This window comes from Streptomyces sp. NPDC016851, assembly GCF_055562795.1.
Genome location: NZ_JBVHEP010000004.1, coordinates 18,132 through 35,774, shown reverse-complemented (window position 1 = coordinate 35,774; position 17,643 = coordinate 18,132). Strand labels below are relative to the sequence as shown.

General features: G+C 70.1%; 20 protein-coding genes. 10 read left to right on the top strand and 10 right to left on the bottom strand.

What is annotated here, in order from left to right; genetic code table 11:
- Positions 1–125: 125 nt before the first annotated feature.
- Both ACZ3I3_RS07935 and ACZ3I3_RS07930 read right to left on the bottom strand, forming a co-directional pair.
- On the bottom strand, positions 126–944 hold the full coding sequence (locus tag ACZ3I3_RS07935; RefSeq protein ID WP_467363442.1) for an ABC transporter permease: 819 nt from the start codon (positions 942–944) through the stop codon (positions 126–128).
- Entirely contained in the window at positions 941–1,900 is a 960-nt protein-coding gene (locus ACZ3I3_RS07930; protein ID WP_467363441.1) for an ATP-binding cassette domain-containing protein, read from the bottom strand. Before ACZ3I3_RS07930 ends, ACZ3I3_RS07935 begins: the two co-directional genes overlap by 4 nt.
- A 110-nt stretch (positions 1,901–2,010) precedes the next feature.
- Between ACZ3I3_RS07930 and ACZ3I3_RS07925 the strand changes: the two genes are divergently transcribed.
- Complete coding sequence (locus ACZ3I3_RS07925; protein ID WP_467363440.1) at positions 2,011–2,835, top strand: TetR/AcrR family transcriptional regulator; 825 nt, start codon at positions 2,011–2,013, stop codon at positions 2,833–2,835.
- 32 nt (positions 2,836–2,867) lie between these two features.
- Here ACZ3I3_RS07925 and ACZ3I3_RS07920 read toward each other — a convergent pair whose 3' ends face one another.
- The 3 genes from ACZ3I3_RS07920 to ACZ3I3_RS07910 all read right to left on the bottom strand — a co-directional run bounded on the left by ACZ3I3_RS07920 (position 2,868) and on the right by ACZ3I3_RS07910 (position 4,829).
- Positions 2,868–3,842, bottom strand: coding sequence for a WD40 repeat domain-containing protein (locus tag ACZ3I3_RS07920; protein WP_467363439.1), 975 nt, complete (start codon positions 3,840–3,842; stop codon positions 2,868–2,870).
- Positions 3,843–3,924: 82 nt separating this feature from the next.
- Positions 3,925–4,296 carry a VOC family protein gene (locus ACZ3I3_RS07915; RefSeq protein WP_467363438.1) on the bottom strand — a complete coding sequence of 124 codons (372 nt, stop codon included), beginning with the start codon at positions 4,294–4,296 and terminating at the stop codon, positions 3,925–3,927.
- A gap of 5 nt (positions 4,297–4,301) precedes the next feature.
- Positions 4,302–4,829 carry a hypothetical protein gene (locus ACZ3I3_RS07910; RefSeq protein WP_467363436.1) on the bottom strand — a complete coding sequence of 176 codons (528 nt, stop codon included), beginning with the start codon at positions 4,827–4,829 and terminating at the stop codon, positions 4,302–4,304.
- 204 nt (positions 4,830–5,033) lie between these two features.
- Here ACZ3I3_RS07910 and ACZ3I3_RS07905 point away from each other — a divergent pair, with 204 nt between their 5' ends.
- Both ACZ3I3_RS07905 and ACZ3I3_RS07900 read left to right on the top strand, forming a co-directional pair.
- Entirely contained in the window at positions 5,034–5,471 is a 438-nt protein-coding gene (locus tag ACZ3I3_RS07905; protein ID WP_467363435.1) for a DUF6234 family protein, read from the top strand.
- Positions 5,472–5,543: 72 nt separating this feature from the next.
- Positions 5,544–6,218 carry a GDSL-type esterase/lipase family protein gene (locus ACZ3I3_RS07900; protein ID WP_467363433.1) on the top strand — a complete coding sequence of 225 codons (675 nt, stop codon included), beginning with the start codon at positions 5,544–5,546 and terminating at the stop codon, positions 6,216–6,218.
- Here the strand turns inward: ACZ3I3_RS07900 and ACZ3I3_RS07895 are convergent.
- Positions 6,206–6,955, bottom strand: coding sequence for an aminoglycoside adenylyltransferase family protein (locus tag ACZ3I3_RS07895; RefSeq protein ID WP_467363431.1), 750 nt, complete (start codon positions 6,953–6,955; stop codon positions 6,206–6,208). The genes ACZ3I3_RS07900 and ACZ3I3_RS07895 overlap by 13 nt on opposite strands.
- Positions 6,956–7,046: 91 nt before the next feature.
- On the opposite strand from ACZ3I3_RS07895, the gene ACZ3I3_RS07890 reads away from it, so the two are divergent.
- Positions 7,047–7,631 carry a Uma2 family endonuclease gene (locus ACZ3I3_RS07890; RefSeq protein WP_467363429.1) on the top strand — a complete coding sequence of 195 codons (585 nt, stop codon included), beginning with the start codon at positions 7,047–7,049 and terminating at the stop codon, positions 7,629–7,631.
- 67 nt (positions 7,632–7,698) lie between these two features.
- Positions 7,699–8,691, top strand: a complete 993-nt coding sequence (locus tag ACZ3I3_RS07885) for an aldo/keto reductase (protein WP_356926278.1) — start codon at positions 7,699–7,701, stop codon at positions 8,689–8,691.
- Between the two features lie 193 nt (positions 8,692–8,884).
- On the opposite strand, the gene thpR is transcribed toward ACZ3I3_RS07885, so the two are convergent.
- Complete coding sequence (gene thpR, locus ACZ3I3_RS07880) at positions 8,885–9,457, bottom strand: RNA 2',3'-cyclic phosphodiesterase (RefSeq protein WP_467363428.1); 573 nt, start codon at positions 9,455–9,457, stop codon at positions 8,885–8,887.
- A 25-nt stretch (positions 9,458–9,482) separates the two neighbouring features.
- Between thpR and ACZ3I3_RS07875 the strand changes: the two genes are divergently transcribed.
- On the top strand, positions 9,483–10,004 hold the full coding sequence (locus tag ACZ3I3_RS07875) for a GNAT family N-acetyltransferase (protein ID WP_467363426.1): 522 nt from the start codon (positions 9,483–9,485) through the stop codon (positions 10,002–10,004).
- 40 nt (positions 10,005–10,044) lie between these two features.
- Here ACZ3I3_RS07875 and ACZ3I3_RS07870 read toward each other — a convergent pair whose 3' ends face one another.
- Positions 10,045–11,430, bottom strand: a complete 1,386-nt coding sequence (locus tag ACZ3I3_RS07870; RefSeq protein WP_467363424.1) for an MFS transporter — start codon at positions 11,428–11,430, stop codon at positions 10,045–10,047.
- A gap of 27 nt (positions 11,431–11,457) precedes the next feature.
- Positions 11,458–11,895: a MarR family winged helix-turn-helix transcriptional regulator gene (locus tag ACZ3I3_RS07865; RefSeq protein WP_397700555.1), complete on the bottom strand. Its 438-nt coding sequence runs from the start codon at positions 11,893–11,895 to the stop codon at positions 11,458–11,460.
- Between the two features lie 155 nt (positions 11,896–12,050).
- Here ACZ3I3_RS07865 and ACZ3I3_RS07860 point away from each other — a divergent pair, with 155 nt between their 5' ends.
- Positions 12,051–12,290: a ribbon-helix-helix protein, CopG family gene (locus ACZ3I3_RS07860; protein ID WP_467363422.1), complete on the top strand. Its 240-nt coding sequence runs from the start codon at positions 12,051–12,053 to the stop codon at positions 12,288–12,290.
- On the opposite strand, the gene ACZ3I3_RS07855 is transcribed toward ACZ3I3_RS07860, so the two are convergent.
- On the bottom strand, positions 12,260–13,711 hold the full coding sequence (locus tag ACZ3I3_RS07855; RefSeq protein WP_467363420.1) for an NCS2 family permease: 1,452 nt from the start codon (positions 13,709–13,711) through the stop codon (positions 12,260–12,262). The two genes, ACZ3I3_RS07860 and ACZ3I3_RS07855, sit on opposite strands and share 31 nt — an antisense overlap.
- A 117-nt stretch (positions 13,712–13,828) precedes the next feature.
- On the opposite strand from ACZ3I3_RS07855, the gene ACZ3I3_RS07850 reads away from it, so the two are divergent.
- The 3 genes from ACZ3I3_RS07850 (at position 13,829) to ACZ3I3_RS07840 (ending at position 17,637) form a co-directional block, all read left to right on the top strand.
- Positions 13,829–14,131, top strand: a complete 303-nt coding sequence (locus tag ACZ3I3_RS07850; protein ID WP_467363418.1) for a DUF2530 domain-containing protein — start codon at positions 13,829–13,831, stop codon at positions 14,129–14,131.
- 122 nt (positions 14,132–14,253) lie between these two features.
- Positions 14,254–15,099, top strand: a complete 846-nt coding sequence (locus ACZ3I3_RS07845) for a class I SAM-dependent methyltransferase (RefSeq protein WP_467363416.1) — start codon at positions 14,254–14,256, stop codon at positions 15,097–15,099.
- 144 nt (positions 15,100–15,243) lie between these two features.
- On the top strand, positions 15,244–17,637 hold the full coding sequence (locus ACZ3I3_RS07840; RefSeq protein ID WP_467363414.1) for an HAD-IC family P-type ATPase: 2,394 nt from the start codon (positions 15,244–15,246) through the stop codon (positions 17,635–17,637).
- Positions 17,638–17,643: the final 6 nt, after the last annotated feature.

Below are 17,643 nucleotides of genomic sequence, written 5' to 3'. Positions count from 1 at the left end.
AGAGCAGCCCCAGCAGAAATCCCCACTTCCCCATGCGCGGGATGGTACGTGCAGGTCAGACCGAAGGTCAGCCCTTGCGCCCTCACAAGTTGACCATGTGACGACACTGCCCAGGGCGGGTCCGCCTAGCGGCTCAGCTTCCGGAACCGCCGTACGGCGAGCGGCAGGAAGATCAGCGTCAGGATCACCGGCCACACCCCGGCCATCAGCAGCGCGTGCTGCTCGACCCAGGTGTCGCCGCCGACCGGCGTGCCGAACAGCTCGCGGGTCGCCGCCGCCGTGGAGGAGATCGGGTTCCAGACCGCCACCCAGCCCAGCCAGTCGGGCATGAGCTGCGGTGCGACGAAGATGCTGGAGATCATCGTCAGCGGGAAGGCCACCGCGAACAGGCCGCCCGCCGCCTCGGGGTTGGGCACGATCAGGCCGAGCCACACCCCGATCCAGATCAGCGCGAACCGCAGCCACAGCAGCAGCCCGAACGCGGCCAGGAAGCCGAGGCCCCCGTCCGGCCGCCAGCCCATGGCGAGCGCGGTGAGCATCATGATCGCCAACTCGGCGCAGGCGACGAGCAGATCGGTGACGCCGCGTCCGGCCACCACGGCGGAGGACGCCATCGGCATGGAACGGAAGCGGTCGATGACGCCCTTGGTGGAGTCGTAGACCACGACGGTCGCCGTGTTGATGAAGCCGAACGCCATGGTCATCGCGAACATGCCCGGCATCAGGTAGTCGTTGTAGTCGCCGCCGCCCGGCACCTTCATGGCGCTGCCGAAGACATAGCCGTAGAGCAGCACGGAGAGGATCGGGAAGCCCAGCTGCCAGGCGATGTTGACGGGCTGGCGCTGGTAGTGGGTCAGCCCACGGCGGACGACGTTCCAGCAGTCGGCGAGCAGCCAGTAGGTGCGGCCGTGCGTGCTGGGTGAGCTCAGGTCGATGGCACTCATGCCGCTGCCCCCTCCTCGGTCCGGTGTCCGGTCAGGCGCAGGAACACGTCGTCGAGGCTGGGCCTGCGCAGCCCGATGTCCTCGACGCGGACGCCCTCGTCCTGGAGGGTCCGCGCCACTTCGGTGAGTGCCGTGACCCGGTCGGTGACCGGGGCGTGCACCCGCAACTCGGTCTCGTCCGCCTCGGGTTCGCCGTCCGCGACCCGGGCGACCACCTTCACCACCCGCGGGATCTCGGCCCGTTCGGCGACCACGACCTCGATATGGTCGCCGCCGACCAGGCTCTTCAGCCCGTCCGGGGTGTCGTCGGCGATGGCGCGCCCCTGGTCGATGACGGTGATGCGGGAGGCGAGCCTGTCGGCCTCCTCCAGGTACTGCGTGGTGAGCAGCACGGTCGTGCCGCCCGCCACCAACGCCCGGACGGAGTCCCAGACCTCCCCGCGGCTACGGGGGTCGAGACCGGTCGTCGGCTCGTCGAGGAAGAGGACGGCCGGGGCGAGGATCATCGACGCGGCGAGGTCGAGGCGGCGCCGCATGCCGCCGCTGTACTTGCCGACGCCCCGGTCGGCGGCGTCGGTCAGGTCGAACTGCTCCAGCAGTTCGGTCGCCCTGAGCTTCGCCCGCCTGCCGCCCAGGTGGAACAGCCGGCCGAACATCTCCAGGTTCTGGCGGCCGGTGAGCACCTCGTCGACCGCCGCGTACTGCCCGGTGAGCCCGATCCTGGCCCGCACCTCGCGCGGCTGCCGGGCCACGTCCAGACCGGCGACCGTCGCCCTGCCCCCGTCCAGCCGGACCAGCGTGGACAGGATGCGGACGGCGGTGGTCTTGCCCGCCCCGTTCGGCCCGAGCAGGCCGTGCACCGTGCCCTCGCGTACCGACAGGTCGAAGCCGTCCAGGGCGCGTTTCTCGCCGTACCGCTTCTCCAGCGCCTCGGCCCGCACCGCGTATCCGTCCATACCGCCCCTCCCCTGTTCCCGTGCCCTGCTCCGGCACCAAACTGAGTACAGCGTACCCGATTGCGCGTACGCCGTACCCAGTTTTTTACGGGGGACCTAAGCTGGGCTCCATGGAAAGCGGCACGGGCGATACGGGCAGGACGGGCGGCGCCGGCACCACCGGCAGTGCGGCCGGTACGGAGACCAGCGGCAGCGGTGACATCGCCCGCACCCTCGAACTGCTGTGGGACACCGGCCGGCGTCCCAGCCGCGGCCCCAAGCCGACCCTGACCCTGGACCGGATCGTGGAAGCGGCCGTCCAGGTCGCGGACACGGACGGCCTGGAAGGGCTCTCCATGCGCCGGGTCGCCGCCGAACTAGGCACCGGCACCATGTCGCTCTACCGGTACGTCCCCGGCAAGGGCGAGCTGCTCGACCTGATGCTGGACCGGGTCCAGCGTCCCTCGGAGGATCCGGCGGACCTGGGCGACGGCGGCTGGCGCGCCGCCCTGGAGGCCATGGCCCGCGAGACGCTCGCCCTCTACCGCCGCCACCCCTGGCTGCTCCAGGTCAACCAGTCCCGCCCGATCCTCGGCCCGAGCGCCCTGGACGGCATGGAGAAGGTCCTCACCCTGATCCGCCCGATGGGGCTGACCGACCCCGAACTCGTCTCCGCGATCATCATGATCGACGGGTACGTCGTCGGGGCCGCGCGCTCGCAGCTCTACCAGCAGGAGGCGGAACGCCGGACGGGCCTGACGGACGCGGAGTTCTGGCAGGCGCAGGTGCCGATGCTGGAGAAGGTCCTGGCGTCGGGCCGCTACCCGGTGATGGCGTCACTCTCCGAGGACACGTTCGGGCCGGACTTCGACCACTTCGGGTTCGGACTCCAGCGGATCCTGGACGGGTTGGAGGTCCTGGTAGCGCAACGCCGGGGCGAGTCGGCGGCCCCATAAGCCGCCGCCGTCTCCGCCGCCATCTCCGTCTGCTACCTGCGCCGCCTCAGCCCGCGCAGACCGAGCAGGGCGACACAGACCACGGCCACGGCGATGGCGCCGGTCTTGAGATCGCCGCCGAGCCCGTCGCCGCTGCCACCGTCGCTGCGCGCGGACGAACTCCCTCCCCCGGACGAGGATCCGGAGCCACCGGGCGCGTCCTGTCCCTCCACCGAGCTGTCGGCCCCCTCGGCGCCGTACATCAGCCGCGTCCCGTCGGCGGTGTAGGTGACGGACTCGCCCTGCCCGAGGAACGGCACGCCGAGCCGCTCCTTGCGCTTGATCTTCCCGCCGTTCCAGTCGTACGCGATCGCGCCGAAGTAGCTGCGTACGACGAGGTGTTCGCCGTCCGGGGAGAGCGTGGCGTCGGTGGCCTCCAGGTCGGGCACGGCGGCGACGGGCCGGAAGAGGTTCGTGCCGGACGCGGAGAGCTCGGCGGGCCCCTCGTACAGGTGACCGCCCTTCTCGTTCTTGTCGACGATGTAGACCCGGCCGGTCTTCGGGTGCACGACGAGGGACTCGGCGTCGCGGGCCCCGTCGGAGTACTTCACGACGTACTGCGTGGCCCGGATCGTCTGGTCCTTCAGCGTCTTCGGCTCGGGCAGCTCGTAGATCCACACGTGGGGCCAGCTGCCGCCGAGGTTGTCGCCGATGTCGCCGACGTAGATCCGGTTGCCCGGGCCGACGGAGATGGCCTCGACGTCCCGGGGCGTGCCGACGCCGGTGAGGGTGAGACGGGCGACGGTCTCGCCCGTCCTGCTGTCGACGGCGTAGAGGTACGGGCCGTCGTCGCTGTCGTTGTGCGTCCAGTAGATGCCGGGGTGGAGCCGGGACGCGGCGAGACCGCTGGACTCGGTGATGCGCGGATCCTTGATCGTGAAGTCCTCGTCGCCGTCGGCGGCGGAGGCGGGCACGGCGAAGACGCCCACGAGAAGGGCCGCGGCAAGAAGGGCGAACGGTCGGCGCATGCCCCCAAGCCTGCCATCCCGCTGCGCGGTTCATCGCCGGTAACGGAAGCACGCCTGCGACGCCGGGCCTCACATGGGAAGGTCAAGCTCCCTCAGGAGTGATCAGGCAGAAGGGGTGGCCGACGGGGTCCTCGTAGACGCGGTAACCGATCGGCTTGTCCGAACCGTCCAGCAGCCTCGCACCGAGGGCGAGCACCTGGGCCTCGGCCGTATCGAGGTTCGCGACCATCACGTCGAGGTGCATGTGCGGAGGGCGTGCGGAATCCGTCCACCGCGGCGCGCGAAAGTCGTCCACCCGCTGGAAGGCGACCACCGGGGTGCCCGCCGCGTTCTGGAGCACGACGAAGTCGCCGGTGTCCGCCTGCCGTGACAGCGACAGCAGCTTCTCGTAGAAACCGGCGAGTTCATCCGGGTCGGGGCAGTCGATGACAACGGTGTACAGGCGTCCGATCATCCGGCTCACTCTGCCACCGGCCCGCGAGCGGGCCGAGACACCCCGAGGTCGTCGCGCATGGCGGTTCTCATGGTCCGGAGCATCTCCCAGACCTCGTGCTGGGCCTGGGCCGCGGTCTCCATCGTTTCGCCTGGTTCGGGGGCACCGCGTTCGAGGCGCTTGACCTGGCCGTAGACGTTGTTCAGGGCTTGGTTGACGACACTCGCCCGCCTGAGTACTTCTTCGGGGGCGATCATCTGTGCTTCGGAGTATCGATCGCGGTGCGCGTTCTTCGCCTCCTCGAGTGCCTGACTGTCGGCCTCCTGCACCCCGCGTTCCCGCATGACGTGCAGGTGGCGGTTGAGTGCGGTGGTGAACTGCCGGGCATCCCGGTTGAGTTCCGCATAGCAGGTGCGTCGCAGCGTACGGTTTTCGCGGGCCTCCTCATGGTCACGGACGAGCTCCATCTCCAGGCGCTTCGCTCGTTCGGAGCCGCGCTGGGTGAGCAGTGCCCCTCCCAGGGTTCCTGCGACACCTGCCACAGCGATGATCACTGAGCTGAGATCCACCGACGTACCCCGTGAAGTCCTTCGGCCTCGTGCCCGCTGCACATGGCCCAGGCGGTCAAGTCTGCCGCTGCTCGGTGCGCCGGGGTTCGGTGCCCTTCTCGGGCGCTGCGGGTGCCAGTTCGGCCACGAATCCGTCTCCGCCTGGTGAACCGTGACGCAGTGCACGGCGTGGCGTACGAGCATGTGACCATGCGCTTCGAGCCGAGGTCGTGCATATCGGGCTCGCCGGGAAACGATGGCCGCCCTGGAAAACCTTCGGACTCGCGAGGCGACGGGTTCGCGGGTGGCTGCATAAGCCTGATCGTGCTGCTCATCGAAATCCCGGTCGGCTTTCTGCTGGGGCTGGCGTCGGTCATCCGTGGATGGGGCCGTGCGGACGGGCAAACCGTGGCACCCCAGATGGACTGGGCTCCGATCCTCTGGCTCGGCGGGTTCACATTGGGCGTCCTCGTGATCGCCCTGGTCTTCCTGTGCTCGGCGCATCCCTACGCAGGAGCGGTCCAACTGCTCCTGGCAGCCGTCGCCCTGCTTTTCACGATCGCCGCTTGGCACGACCAGTACGAGCGTGCCCAACCGCCTCCGCCACCCACGAGGTCCGGGACGCCCCACGCACCTTCGGGCACGTGACCCCCAGCCCTCTCCATGACGCGTGGCCCGACTCACACCCCGTCCGGCGTTCTGATCGTTCATCATGAGCGGATGCTCAGGTTCATGCCCGTCGGTGACTCCATGACGATCGGGAGCGCGGGCGAACACACGTGGCGCTACCGGATGTGGCAGCACCTGTGCCGTTCCTACGGCGGGCCCTTCACCCTCGTCGGTCCGCGCGAGACGCTGCACGACAAGTTCGCCGACGCCCCGACGTCGTACGCGTACGCCGACCCGGACTTCCCGCGGGCCCACCTGGCCGGCTGGGGCGAGGGGTGGCTGCACATGGCGCCGTTGATCGGCGAGGCCGTGCGGTCGTGCCGTGCGGATGTCCTCATGGTCTCCCTGGGCCTGATCGACCTGGGTTTCTACACCAACGCCGAGCAGACCGCCGAGAACGTGAGGGCCTTCGCCGCCGAGGCCCGCGCGGCGAACCGGCGGGTGCGGATGGTGTGGCTGCCGGTCATCCCGAACGTGCGGGCCCAGTCCGACCCGGCCTTCGCCGCCGAGGTCGCCCGCTTCAACGAACTGCTGGCGAAGACGGCCGCCGACCTCGACGAGCCCGGCTCGCCCGTCCTGCTGGCCTCGTCCCCACCGTCGTACGACATCGACACCGACACCTACGACGGCACCCACCCCAACGGCAGCGGCGAGCACAAGATCGCGGCTGCCTTCGCCGAGGCGATGTACCAGGCCTGGGACCTGGGCGAGCCCTACGAGGAGTGACTCTCGGTGATCATCCGGGTCAGGAACTCCGCGCAGGGCCGGGGCGCCAGGTCGTCCCAGCGCTCCGCCTCCTCCCCCAGGTAGACGGCCCGGGCGCGGGCGAGGGCGGGCCGGTGCTCGGCCGGGAGCCGGTCGAGCGCCCACGCGGCTGCCGCGTCCTTGGAGCGGATGGTCCCGCTGGTGAGCGTGGTCCAGATCCGGGCGAGGGTGAGCAGCACGTTGCGGGTGTCGGAGTCCAGGTCGGCCATCAGCTCCGGCACGCCGGCGACGATGGCGCGCCTGAGGTCGTCGTGCGGCACGGGGTCGAGGAGCTCGGCGGGCGGCGGCCCGTGGAGCGGGGCGTCGGCGCGTAGGACCATGGTGAGGAGAGGCGCGAGGTCGGGGCTGGGTTCGGGGCCCGGGGTCACTCCGCGCTCGTAGTCGTCCCGCAGCCAGTCGCCGTAGAGGAAGTCGCAGGTGGGTGGGTAGCGCCAGGGCCGTACGTCGTCCTGGACGACGACGATCAGTTCCACGTGCCGCCGCCCGTCCACGCCGGACACCTTGAGCAACTCCTCCACCAGGGCCCGGCGTTGGGTGTGTGTCGTGGGCTCCCGTACGACGGCCAGGACGTCGATGTCACTGTGCGGGCGGAGGCCGCCGAGGGTGGCGGAGCCGTGCAGGTAGATGCCGAGGACGGAGTCGCCGAGGGTGGTGCGGAGGAGCTGGACGAGGTGGTCGGTGGCGGGCCGGTGTGGCATATGCGCTTCTTTCCGGTGTCCTGGTCACCGTACGCATCGTTGTGCTGCGCGGCTGCCCACGTCCATAAGGCGGCCGGGGAGGAGCGCCACGATGACCGTCCGCGAAGACAGGATCGAGATGGCCGAGGCAGACGACGAGCTGACGTTGGACGAGCTGTTCGAGTCGCTTGAGCGGACCGCCCCCGAGGGTTTCAAGGTCGAGATCGTCGAGGGGGTCATTTTCATGGTGCCGCAGCAGGACACGCACTGGGAAATCATTGCCGACATTTTCGAGCAGCTGCGTGCCAAGTACCCGCGCAAGCGCGTGAAATCGGATGTCCGTGTCGACTATCCGGGGCACCTCAACGGTTTCGCCTCCGACGTGACCCTCGTGGCTGAGGGAGCCGAGAAGAACGAGAAGGGCCTCTGGCGCTGCCAGGACATCGAGTTCGTGGCGGAAGTCATCTCGAAGGGCACGGCCCACAACGACTACGGTCCCAAGAAGACCGCCTACGCCCTCGCCGAAGTCCCCGTCTACCTCATCGCCGACCCCTACCAGGGCAAGTGCCACCTGTACACCCAGCCCAAGGACGGCGACTACCTCACGGAGACGACGGTCGCCTTCGGCGCGGGCGTCGACCTCACCATCACGGACCTCGGCCTCACCCTCAAGACCGACGAGTTCCCCCGCGACTGACGCCCGGACCCCTCGAGCTCAACGCGTGCTTGCTTGGAGCGCACTTCAAGACGTTGGCTTGGGCAGCATGAAGTACACGCAGCTCGGACGCACGGGACTCAAGGTCAGCCGGCTCGTCCTCGGCACCATGAACTTCGGCCCGCAGACCGACGAGGCCGACAGCCACGCCATCATGGACGCGGCGCTGGACGCGGGCATCAACTTCTTCGACACGGCCAACGTCTACGGCTGGGGCGAGAACAAGGGCCGTACCGAGAGCATCATCGGCACCTGGTTCGCCAAGGGCGAGGGACGGCGCGACAAGGTCGTCCTCGCCACGAAGGTGTACGGCAACATGGGCGCCGACGGCCCGGCCTGGCCCAACCACGACAAGCTCTCCGCGGTCAACATCCGGCGGGCCGTGGACGCCAGCCTCAAGCGGCTCCAGACCGACTACATCGACGTCTACCAGTTCCACCACATCGACCGGAACACGCCCTTCGAAGAGATCTGGCAGGCGATCGACGTCCTGGTCCAGCAGGGCAAGATCCTCTACGTCGGGTCGTCGAACTTCCCCGGCTACAAGATCGCCCAGGCCAACGAGATCGCCGCCCGGCGGGGCGGGACCATCGGGCTGGTCAGCGAGCAGTGCCTGTACAACCTCGCGGAGCGCCGCGCCGAGATGGAGGTCATCCCGGCCGCGCAGGACTACGGCCTCGGCGTCATCCCCTGGTCGCCGCTGCACGGCGGTCTGCTGGGCGGTGTCCTCAAGAAGGAGGTCGAGGGCAGGCGCCGCGCCTCCGGCCGCGCGGCCGACGCGCTCAACGACCCGGCCACCCGCGCGCAGATCCAGTCCTACGAGGACCTGCTCGACAAGCACGGCATCGAGCCCGGCGAGGCCGCGCTGGCCTGGCTGCTCACCCGCCCCGGCGTGACCGGCCCGATCGTCGGCCCCCGCACGGCCGAGCAGCTCGCCTCCGCGGTCCGCGCGTCCGAGCTGGACCTGTCCGAGGAACTCCTGACGGGCCTGGACGAGATCTTCCCGGGCCCGGGGCCGTCACCGGAGGCCTTCGCCTGGTAGAGACCCTTTTTTTCAGGGGCGCGGGGAACTGCGCGACAAGCCCCCACCGGCCGGCAGCCGGAAAGCAGCCGTCCGCAGTTCCCCGGCCGCCGCCCTACCTCCCGAGCACGGAAGCCAAGGCAACGACGAGAAACATCAGCACGAGCACACCGGCCATGATCCGGTTCCGGGTCTTCGGGTCCACGCCCCGAGCCTAACCGGCGCCTCCGAGAGGCCAACGGGCGACCGCCTCGTAGCGGGGCTGCTCGCCCGCGACCCCCGAGGTCGGCAGATTGCTCCGCACCAGCACCAGCTCCCGCACGGTCCAGGTCCGGCTCACGAACCTGTCCAGGGCCTCGACACACGCCCGGACATCGGAGGCCTCCCGGCTACGGGCCACGGTGAGGTGTGCCTTGTACCGCCGGTGTTCCCCCATCGGCACCCCCGCCTTCCGCGCCGCCGCCTCCGCCCGCTCGGCCAGCAGCCGCAGGGTCGCCAGGTCCCCCTCCGCCCCGGCCCACAGGGCACGCCCGTGCCCGAACTGACCGCCGCCCCGCACGGCGAGCGGAAACGGATCGGTACGGCGGGCCGCACGCTCCAGCCGGGCCGACAGCTCCGGCAGGAGCCCGTCGTCGACCTCGCCGTAGAAGGCGAGGGTGAAGTGCCAGCCCGGGCGGCCTGTCCACCGCAGCCCGTCCGCCCCGGGCAGCTTGTGCAACGCGTCCACCACGGCACCGAGTTCGCGGACCACCCCGTCAGGGGGAAGCACGGCGGCGAAGAGTCTCATGGTTCCAGCCTGGCACCATGAGGCCATGGAGATCACCATCAGAGACGGCGGTCCCGACGACATTCCCGCGATACTCGGCATGCTCGACAGCTGCGTGGAGTGGCTGGTCTCGCAGGGGCGCACGGGGCAGTGGGGGACGAAGCCCCTGTCCCAGAGCCCGAAGACGGTGGAGTCGGTCGGCCGGTACATGGACGAGGGCAGCGTGTTCATGGCCGATGCCGACGGCGTCCCCGCCGCCACCCTCACCCTCACCGACTCGCCCGGCGCGTACCTGTCCCACCTCGCGCAGCCCGGCGAGCCCGAGCGGTACATCCACTGGCTCGCCTCCGACCGCCGCTTCAAGGGCCACGGCGTGGGCAGCGCGCTCCTCACGCACGCCGCCGAGGTGACCCGGCGGGCAGGGGTGGGCCTGTTGCGGGTCGACTGTTACGCCGGCGACGACGGCAAGCTCGTCCACTACTACGAGGCCAACGGCTTCACCCGGACCGAGGCCTTCACGGTCGGCGAGAACAGCTGGCCGGGCCAGCTGCTGGCCAAGAGGGTGTGAGCCTCCCGGCCGGGCACGCGCCACGCCGCCCTACGCCGCCCTACGCCGCCGGAGCCAGTTGCTCCTGCTGCTCCCGGGGAACGAACCGCACCCGCGGGTGGCCGTGGTGCCAGCCGACCGACAGGCGGAGGTTGCCGACGCGGGCCAGGATCAGGCCGATCACGGCCGCGGCGACGGCCGCGACGGCACCGCCGGCCGCGAGGCCGACCCGGGCGCCGTACGTGTCGGTGATCCAGCCGACGATCGGCGCGCCGACCGGGGAGCCGCCGAGGAAGACCATCATGTAGAGGGCCATCACACGGCCGCGCATGGCCGGGTCCGTGGACATCTGGATGCTGGTGTTCGTCGTGACGTTGACCGTCATGCCGAACAGGCCCAGCGGGACCATGAGCAGGGCGAACATCCACAGGGTGGGAGTGGTCGCCGCCAGTATCTCCAGCGCGCCGAAGACCAGGGCCGCCGCGATCAGCAGCCGCAGCCGGGCCGTGCCGCGCCGGGCGGCGAGCAAGGCGCCCGCGACCGAGCCGACCGCCATCAGCGTGTTGAACATGCTGTAGGCGCCCGCGCCCGCGTGGAACACGTCGTCCGCGAAGGCCGAGAGGTAGACGGGGAAGTTGAACGCGAAGGTGCCGACGAACCCGACCAGGACGATCGGCCAGATCAGCTCCGGGCGGCCGGTGACGTACCGCACGCCCTCCCGCAGCTGCCCCTTGCCGCGCGGGGCGCGCTCGACGACGTGCAGTTCGCGGGCGCGCATCAGCAGCAGGCCGGTGAGCGGCGCGATGAAGGACAGGCCGTTGAAGAGGAACGCGTAGCCGGTGCCGACGCCGGTGATCAGTATGCCCGCGACGGCGGGGCCGACCAGGCGGGCGGACTGGAAGTTCGCCGAGTTCAGGCTGACCGCGTTCTGCAGCTGCCCCGGGCCGACCAGCTCGGAGACGAAGGACTGCCGGGCCGGGTTGTCGACCACCGTGGCGAGGCCGACCGCGAAGGCGGCGACGTACACGTGCCACACCTGGACGTGGCCGGTGAGGACGGCGGCGGCGAGGGCGAGGGCCGTGAGGGCCATCGCCGACTGGGTGACGAGCAGGGTGGGCCGCTTGCGCAGCCGGTCGACGAGGACACCGCCGTAGAGGCCGAAGAGCAGCATCGGCAGGAACTGGAGTGCCGTCGTTATGCCGACGGCCGCGGAGGAGCCGGTGAGGCTGAGGACCAGCCAGTCCTGGGCGATGCGCTGCATCCAGGTGCCGATGTTGGAGACGACCTGTCCCATGAAGAACAGGCGGTAGTTCCTGACCTTCAGGGAGGAGAACATCGACGACTTGCGGACCGGCCGGGTGGCGTCGGAGGGGCGGGCGTCGGAGGTGGGCGGGGAGTCGTGGGGATCAGGTGCGGGGGCGGAAGCTGCTCCGGGTCCCGAACTCAAAGGGTTCGCCTCCTTGCGACGTACGGCTTACAGATGCGCGAGTTTCTCCAGCACGGGGGCGGCGGCGCGCAGTTTCGCCCACTCGTCCTCGTCGAGGTTTTCCACCAATGTGGCCAGGAATGCGTTCCGCTTGCGGCGGCTCTCCTCGAGCATCGCTTCTGCCTGCTCGGTGCGCGTCACGACCTTCTGGCGCCGGTCCTCGGGGTGCGGCTCCAGACGGACCAGTCCCTTGGACTCCAGCAGCGCCACGATGCGGGTCATCGAGGGCGGCTGGACGTGCTCCTTGCGGGCGAGCTCGCCCGGGGTGGCCCTGCCGCACAGGGACAGGGTGCCGAGCACCGACATCTCGGTGGGGCTGAGCGACTCGTCGACCCGCTGGTGCTTGAGCCGACGGGACAGCCGCATCACGGCGGATCGGAGGGAGTTCACGGCGGCTACGTCGTCGCCATGGTTGAGGTCCGGCATGTTCTTTAGCGTAACTCATTACTCTCGCTAAGTACCACCCGGGGCGCGCGTGAATGCCCGTGACCCTGGCCACTGAACCGTGACATCACTCATATGGGTGATCCGGCCGCGGAAGAGGACACACCGGACCGAACGGTGCCGCGACCCTCATGGGCATGGGGACCAGCGTGCTCAGCCTGCGAATAGACCACGAGCTGCTTCAGCGGCTCCGGCACCAAGCCGCGAAAAGGGGAATGAGCGTCCAGGACTATGTCGTCCGGACGCTCATTCGCGATGACTTCGACCAGCGTTTCCAGGCCGCCGTCGAGGAGACGGAGAGGTTCTACGGGTCACCCGACTCGGGCGACGAGGATCAGGATCAGGATCAGGTCAGACCCAGCGCGGGCATCAGGTAGTAGAACGCGAACACCGCCGCCACCGCGTACATCGCCGTCGGCACCTCCTTGCCGCGCCCGGCCGCCAGCCGCAGCACCACGAAGGTGACGAAGCCCATGCCGATGCCGTTGGTGATCGAGTACGTGAACGGCATCATCAGCATCGTCACGAAGGCCGGGATGGCGATCGTGTAGTCCGCCCAGTCGATCTCCTTGACCGAGCCGGCCAGGATCAGGAAGCCGACCGCGAGCAGGGCGGGGGTGGCCGCCTGGGACGGCACCATCGTGGCGACCGGCGTCAGGAAGAGGGCGGCGGCGAAGAGACCGCCGGTGACGACGTTCGCGAGGCCGGTCCGGGCGCCCTCGCCGACACCCGCCGTGGACTCGACGAAGGCGGTGGTCGCCGAGGAGGAGCTGGCACCGCCGGCGGCGACCGCGAGACCGTCGACGAACAGCACCTTGTTGATGCCGGGCATCTGCCCCTGCGCGTCGGTCAGCTTCGCCTCGTCCGAGACGCCCATGATCGTGCCCATCGCGTCGAAGAAGCACGACAGCAGCACGGTGAAGACGAACAGCACACCGGTCAGCACCCCGACCTTCTCGAAGCCGCCGAACAGGCTGACCTGCCCGACCAGCCCGAAGTCGGGACCGGCGACCGGGTTGCCGGGCCACTTCGGGGTGGTGAGACCCCAGCTCGGCACCTTGGCCACGGCCTCGATGACCACGGCCACGACGGTCATGGCGACGATCGAGATCAGGATCGCGCCGGAGACCTTGCGCACGATCAGGGCGAGCGTGAGCAGCACGCCCAGGACGAAGACCAGGACCGGCCAGCCGTTGAGATGGCCGTCGCCGCCGAGCTGGAGCGGGACGGTGGTCTGGGCGGCGTCCGGGATACGGGAGACGAAGCCGGCGTCGACGAGACCGATCAGCATGATGAACAGGCCGATGCCGATGGAGATGGCCTTGCGCAGCCCGTAGGGGACGGCGTTCATCACGCGCTCGCGCAGCCCCGTGGCGACCAGCAGCATGACCACGAACCCGGCGAGGACCACCATGCCCATCGCGTCAGGCCAGGACATGCGCGGGGCGAGCTGGAGGGCGACGACGGAGTTCACCCCGAGGCCGGCGGCGAGCGCGATCGGCACGTTGCCGATGACGCCCATGAGGAGGGTGGTGAGCGCGGCCGTGAGGGCCGTCGCGGTGACCAGCTGTCCGTTGTCGAGCTGGTGACCGTACATGTCCTTGGCGCTGCCGAGGATGATCGGGTTCAGCACGATGATGTAGGCCATCGCGAAGAAGGTGGCGAGGCCGCCGCGGACCTCGCGGGACAGCGTGCTGCCCCGTTCGGAGATCCGGAAGAAGCGGTCGAGTGCGCCGTACGCGGACCCGGCTCCCGGCTGTTCAGGGGCGGGGACCTTGGCGGGAGCCGAGGAGGACATGTGTTTGGTGGTTCCTACGAAGAGAAGTGGTCAGACATAAACCGTTTCAGTATGAACATATAAAGCCCCGATCGCACATCTGCGCGCGTAGACCTGATCGCCTCGTAAGCTGTCCCCATGGCGAAATGGACCCCCAGACACGAGGCGCCGGAGCCCCTGGAGGGCCCCGTGGTCGCCACCGTCACCGGCGGCACGATCCTCTGGTTCGTCCTCTTCCTGGTCCAGCTCCCCTTCTACGGCTGGTTCGACGACCACGGCCACACGTGGTGGGTGTGGACCTGCCTGGCCGGCGCCGGTCTGGGGCTGATCGGCATCTGGTACGTCCGCAGGCGCGAGGCCGCGATCAAGCGGGCGGCGGCCCAGCAGGAGGTGACGCCCACTGCGTCGACCGGAGGAACGGCGACTCCGCCGGCCGAGTAGGCACGTTCCTGCCCGCGCCCCGGCGAGACAGGCAGCCGTCCCCTCCCTACTCTCGGAGAGAGGCGGCGAAACGCCCGAAACCGTCGCGCGCACCCGCCGCCCCTCCGGTGAGGAGCGCAGCCATGACGACGCAGAACAGCGCGACCGAGGCCGACCGGGCTCTGAAGGCCAAGCACCGGGCGATGTGGGCGCAGGGCGACTACCCGTCCCTGGCCGCCGAGGTCATCCCCGGTCTCGGAGCGGTCCTGGTCGAGGCGTGCGGGGTGCGCTCCGGCCAGCGGGTGCTGGACGTGGGCGCCGGCAGCGGCAACGCCGCGATCCCGGCCGCCCTGGCCGGCGCGGACGTGGTCGCCTCGGACCTGACCCCGGAACTCTTCGAGGCCGGCCGGCGGGTGGCCGAGAAGCAGGGCGTGGAGCTGAGCTGGCAGGAGGCCGACGCCGAGGCGCTGCCCTTCGATGACGCGGAGTTCGACACCGTGCTGTCCTGCGTCGGAGTGATGTTCGCCCCGCACCACCAGCAGGCCGCCGGCGAACTCGCCCGGGTCTGCCGTCCGGGCGGCACCATCGGCCTGCTGAGCTGGACGCCGCAGGGCTTCATCGGACGGATGTTCGCCACGCTGAAGCCGTACGCGCCGCCGCCCCCGCCGGGCGCGCAGCCGCCTCCGCTGTGGGGGGACGAGGACCATGTGCGCGCCCTCTTCGGCGACCGGATCACGGACGTGCGGGCCGAGCGCCGGACCGTCCGGGTCGACCGCTTCGAGACACCCGAGGCGTTCCGCGACTACTTCAAGGAGCGCTACGGCCCCACGATCACCGTCTACAAGAACATCGCCGGCGATCCCGAGCGCACCGCCGCACTGGACCGCGGCCTGGCGGACCTCGCCCGCGAGGGCGATCTGAGCACGGGCGGGGGCGGGACCGTCCTGGAGTGGGAGTACCTGCTGTTCACCGCGCGCCGGGCGGACTGACCCCGCGGGCGGCACCAGGGTCCGACGGGGGTCTCCAAGGCGTACAACTGCCGTACGACCAGGGCACGACGTCCGTCGTCCCCAGGTCGGATCTTCCCCGCATTCGGCAGGTGAAGCGGCAAAACCGCACGTACCGTCGAATGCATGACGCATCTCGACGCGGGTGCCCGGCCCGACTCCGCCCGGCCGGCGACGGTCACCTCACGCGAGACCGGCCTGACCTCGGCTCAGGTCGCCGAGCGGGTGGAGCGCGGCCAGGTCAACGACGTGCCGGTGCGCAGCAGCCGCTCCACCGTCGACATCGTCCGCGCGAACGTCTTCACCCGCTTCAACGCGATCATCGGTGTGCTGTGGCTGATCATGCTGTTCGTCGCGCCGATCCAGGACAGCCTGTTCGGCTTCGTGATCCTCGCCAACACCGGGATCGGGATCGTCCAGGAGTGGCGGGCGAAGAAGACGCTGGACTCGCTCGCGCTGATCGGCGAGGTGCGTCCCACCGTCCGCCGGGACGGGACCTCCGGCCAGGTCAGCACCTCCGAGATCGTCCTCGACGACCTGATCGAGATCGGGCCCGGTGACAAGGTCGTCGTGGACGGCGTCTGTGCCGAGGCCGACGGGCTGGAGATCGACGAGTCGCTGCTCACCGGCGAGGCGGACCCGGTCGTCAAACGCCCCGGCGACCCGGTGATGTCCGGCAGCTTCGTGGTCGCGGGCGGCGGGGCCTTCCAGGCCACGAAGGTCGGCCGGGAGGCGTACGCCGCGCAGCTCGCGGAGGAGGCGTCCCGGTTCACCCTCGTCCAGTCGGAGCTGCGCTCCGGGATCTCCACGATCCTCAAGTACGTCACGTGGATGATGGTCCCGACCGCGATCGGGCTGATCATCAGCCAGCTGTTCGTGAAGGAGAACGCCTTCGACGACTCCGTCGCCCGCACGGTCGGCGGCATCGTCCCGATGGTCCCGGAGGGGCTGGTCCTGCTCACGTCGGTGGCCTTCGCCATCGGCGTCATCCGCCTCGGCCGCAAGCAGTGCCTCGTCCAGGAGCTGCCCGCGATCGAAGGGCTGGCCCGGGTCGACACGGTCTGCCTCGACAAGACCGGCACCCTCACCGAGGGCGGCATGGACGTCACCGAGCTGCGGCCCCTGCAGGGCGCCGACGAGACCTACGTACGCCGGGTGCTCGGCGCGCTCGGCGAGTCCGATCCCCGGCCGAACGCCTCGCTCAAGGCGATCATCGACACCTACCCGGCCGCCGAGGACTGGCGCTGCACCCAGGCGCTGCCGTTCTCCTCCGCCCGCAAGTACAGCGGCGCCGCGTTCGCCGAGGCCGACGGGGAGAGCAGCACCTGGCTGCTCGGGGCGCCTGACGTGCTGCTGCCCGAGGACGACCCGGCCCTCGCCGAGACGGGGCGGCTGAACGAGCAGGGCCTGCGGGTGCTGCTGCTCGCCCGGGTCGACCGGGACCTCGACGACCCGGAGGTCGCCGAGGGAGCGAAACCCGTCGCGCTGGTGGTCCTGGAACAGCGGCTGCGGCCGGACGCGGCCGAGACGCTGCGCTACTTCGCCGAGCAGAACGTGGCTGCCAAGGTCATCTCCGGCGACAACGCGGTGTCGGTCGGCGCGGTCGCGTCCAAGCTGGGGCTGTCCGGCGCCACGGTGGACGCGCGCCGGCTGCCCGCCGAGCGGGAGGGGATGGCCGAGGCCCTCGACGACGGCACGGTGTTCGGGCGGGTCACCCCGCAGCAGAAGCGGAACATGGTGGGCGCGCTGCAGTCCCGCGGGCACACGGTCGCGATGACGGGCGACGGGGTGAACGACGTCCTCGCCCTGAAGGACGCCGACATCGGCGTCGCGATGGGCTCCGGCTCGGAGGCGACCCGGGCGGTCGCGCAGATCGTGCTGCTGAACAACAGCTTCGCGACGCTGCCGTCGGTGGTGGCGGAGGGCCGCCGGGTCATCGGCAACATCACGCGGGTCGCGACCCTGTTCCTCGTCAAGACGGTCTACTCGGTGCTGCTGGCGATCCTGGTGGTCTGCTCGCAGGTCGAGTACCCGTTCCTGCCGCGCCACCTGACATTGCTCTCGACCCTGACGATCGGCGTCCCGGCCTTCTTCCTCGCGCTCGCGCCCAACAAGGAACGCGCGAAGCCGAACTTCGTGCGGCGGGTGATGCGGTACGCGATCCCGGGCGGGGTGGTGGCCGCGCTGGCGACCTTCGCGACGTATCTGATCGCCCGGGAGAACTACACGGGCGCGGGCGCGCTGGACGCGGAGACCAGTGCCGCGACGCTCACGCTGTTCCTCATCTCGATGTGGGTCCTGGCGATCATCGCCCGCCCCTACACCTGGTGGCGGATCGCCCTGGTGGCCACGATGGGCGGGGCGTTCCTGCTGGTCCTCGTCGTGCCGTGGCTCCAGGACTTCTTCGCGCTGAAGCTGGTCGGGGTGACGATGCCGTGGCTGGCGGTCGGGATCGCGGTGGTGGCGGCGGCCACCCTGGAGCTCACCTGGAGGTGGGTGGACCGCCGCTTCCCGGCGTAGCCGGAG

What these genes read in the sequence shown, in the direction of transcription:
- ACZ3I3_RS07840 (WP_467363414.1), top strand. Translation starts at nt 15,244, where the DNA reads ATGACGCATCTCGACGCGGGTGCCCGGCCCGACTCCGCCCGGCCGGCG.
- ACZ3I3_RS07875 (WP_467363426.1), top strand. Translation starts at nt 9,483, where the DNA reads ATGGAGATCACCATCAGAGACGGCGGTCCCGACGACATTCCCGCGATA.
- ACZ3I3_RS07915 (WP_467363438.1), bottom strand. Translation starts at nt 4,296, where the DNA reads ATGATCGGACGCCTGTACACCGTTGTCATCGACTGCCCCGACCCGGAT.
- ACZ3I3_RS07905 (WP_467363435.1), top strand. Translation starts at nt 5,034, where the DNA reads ATGCGCTTCGAGCCGAGGTCGTGCATATCGGGCTCGCCGGGAAACGAT.
- ACZ3I3_RS07935 (WP_467363442.1), bottom strand. Translation starts at nt 944, where the DNA reads ATGAGTGCCATCGACCTGAGCTCACCCAGCACGCACGGCCGCACCTAC.
- thpR (WP_467363428.1), bottom strand. Translation starts at nt 9,457, where the DNA reads ATGAGACTCTTCGCCGCCGTGCTTCCCCCTGACGGGGTGGTCCGCGAA.
- ACZ3I3_RS07865 (WP_397700555.1), bottom strand. Translation starts at nt 11,895, where the DNA reads ATGCCGGACCTCAACCATGGCGACGACGTAGCCGCCGTGAACTCCCTC.
- ACZ3I3_RS07900 (WP_467363433.1), top strand. Translation starts at nt 5,544, where the DNA reads ATGCTCAGGTTCATGCCCGTCGGTGACTCCATGACGATCGGGAGCGCG.
- ACZ3I3_RS07895 (WP_467363431.1), bottom strand. Translation starts at nt 6,955, where the DNA reads ATGCCACACCGGCCCGCCACCGACCACCTCGTCCAGCTCCTCCGCACC.
- ACZ3I3_RS07920 (WP_467363439.1), bottom strand. Translation starts at nt 3,842, where the DNA reads ATGCGCCGACCGTTCGCCCTTCTTGCCGCGGCCCTTCTCGTGGGCGTC.
- ACZ3I3_RS07860 (WP_467363422.1), top strand. Translation starts at nt 12,051, where the DNA reads ATGGGGACCAGCGTGCTCAGCCTGCGAATAGACCACGAGCTGCTTCAG.
- ACZ3I3_RS07850 (WP_467363418.1), top strand. Translation starts at nt 13,829, where the DNA reads ATGGCGAAATGGACCCCCAGACACGAGGCGCCGGAGCCCCTGGAGGGC.
- ACZ3I3_RS07845 (WP_467363416.1), top strand. Translation starts at nt 14,254, where the DNA reads ATGACGACGCAGAACAGCGCGACCGAGGCCGACCGGGCTCTGAAGGCC.
- ACZ3I3_RS07885 (WP_356926278.1), top strand. Translation starts at nt 7,699, where the DNA reads ATGAAGTACACGCAGCTCGGACGCACGGGACTCAAGGTCAGCCGGCTC.
- ACZ3I3_RS07890 (WP_467363429.1), top strand. Translation starts at nt 7,047, where the DNA reads ATGACCGTCCGCGAAGACAGGATCGAGATGGCCGAGGCAGACGACGAG.
- ACZ3I3_RS07855 (WP_467363420.1), bottom strand. Translation starts at nt 13,711, where the DNA reads ATGTCCTCCTCGGCTCCCGCCAAGGTCCCCGCCCCTGAACAGCCGGGA.
- ACZ3I3_RS07930 (WP_467363441.1), bottom strand. Translation starts at nt 1,900, where the DNA reads ATGGACGGATACGCGGTGCGGGCCGAGGCGCTGGAGAAGCGGTACGGC.
- ACZ3I3_RS07925 (WP_467363440.1), top strand. Translation starts at nt 2,011, where the DNA reads ATGGAAAGCGGCACGGGCGATACGGGCAGGACGGGCGGCGCCGGCACC.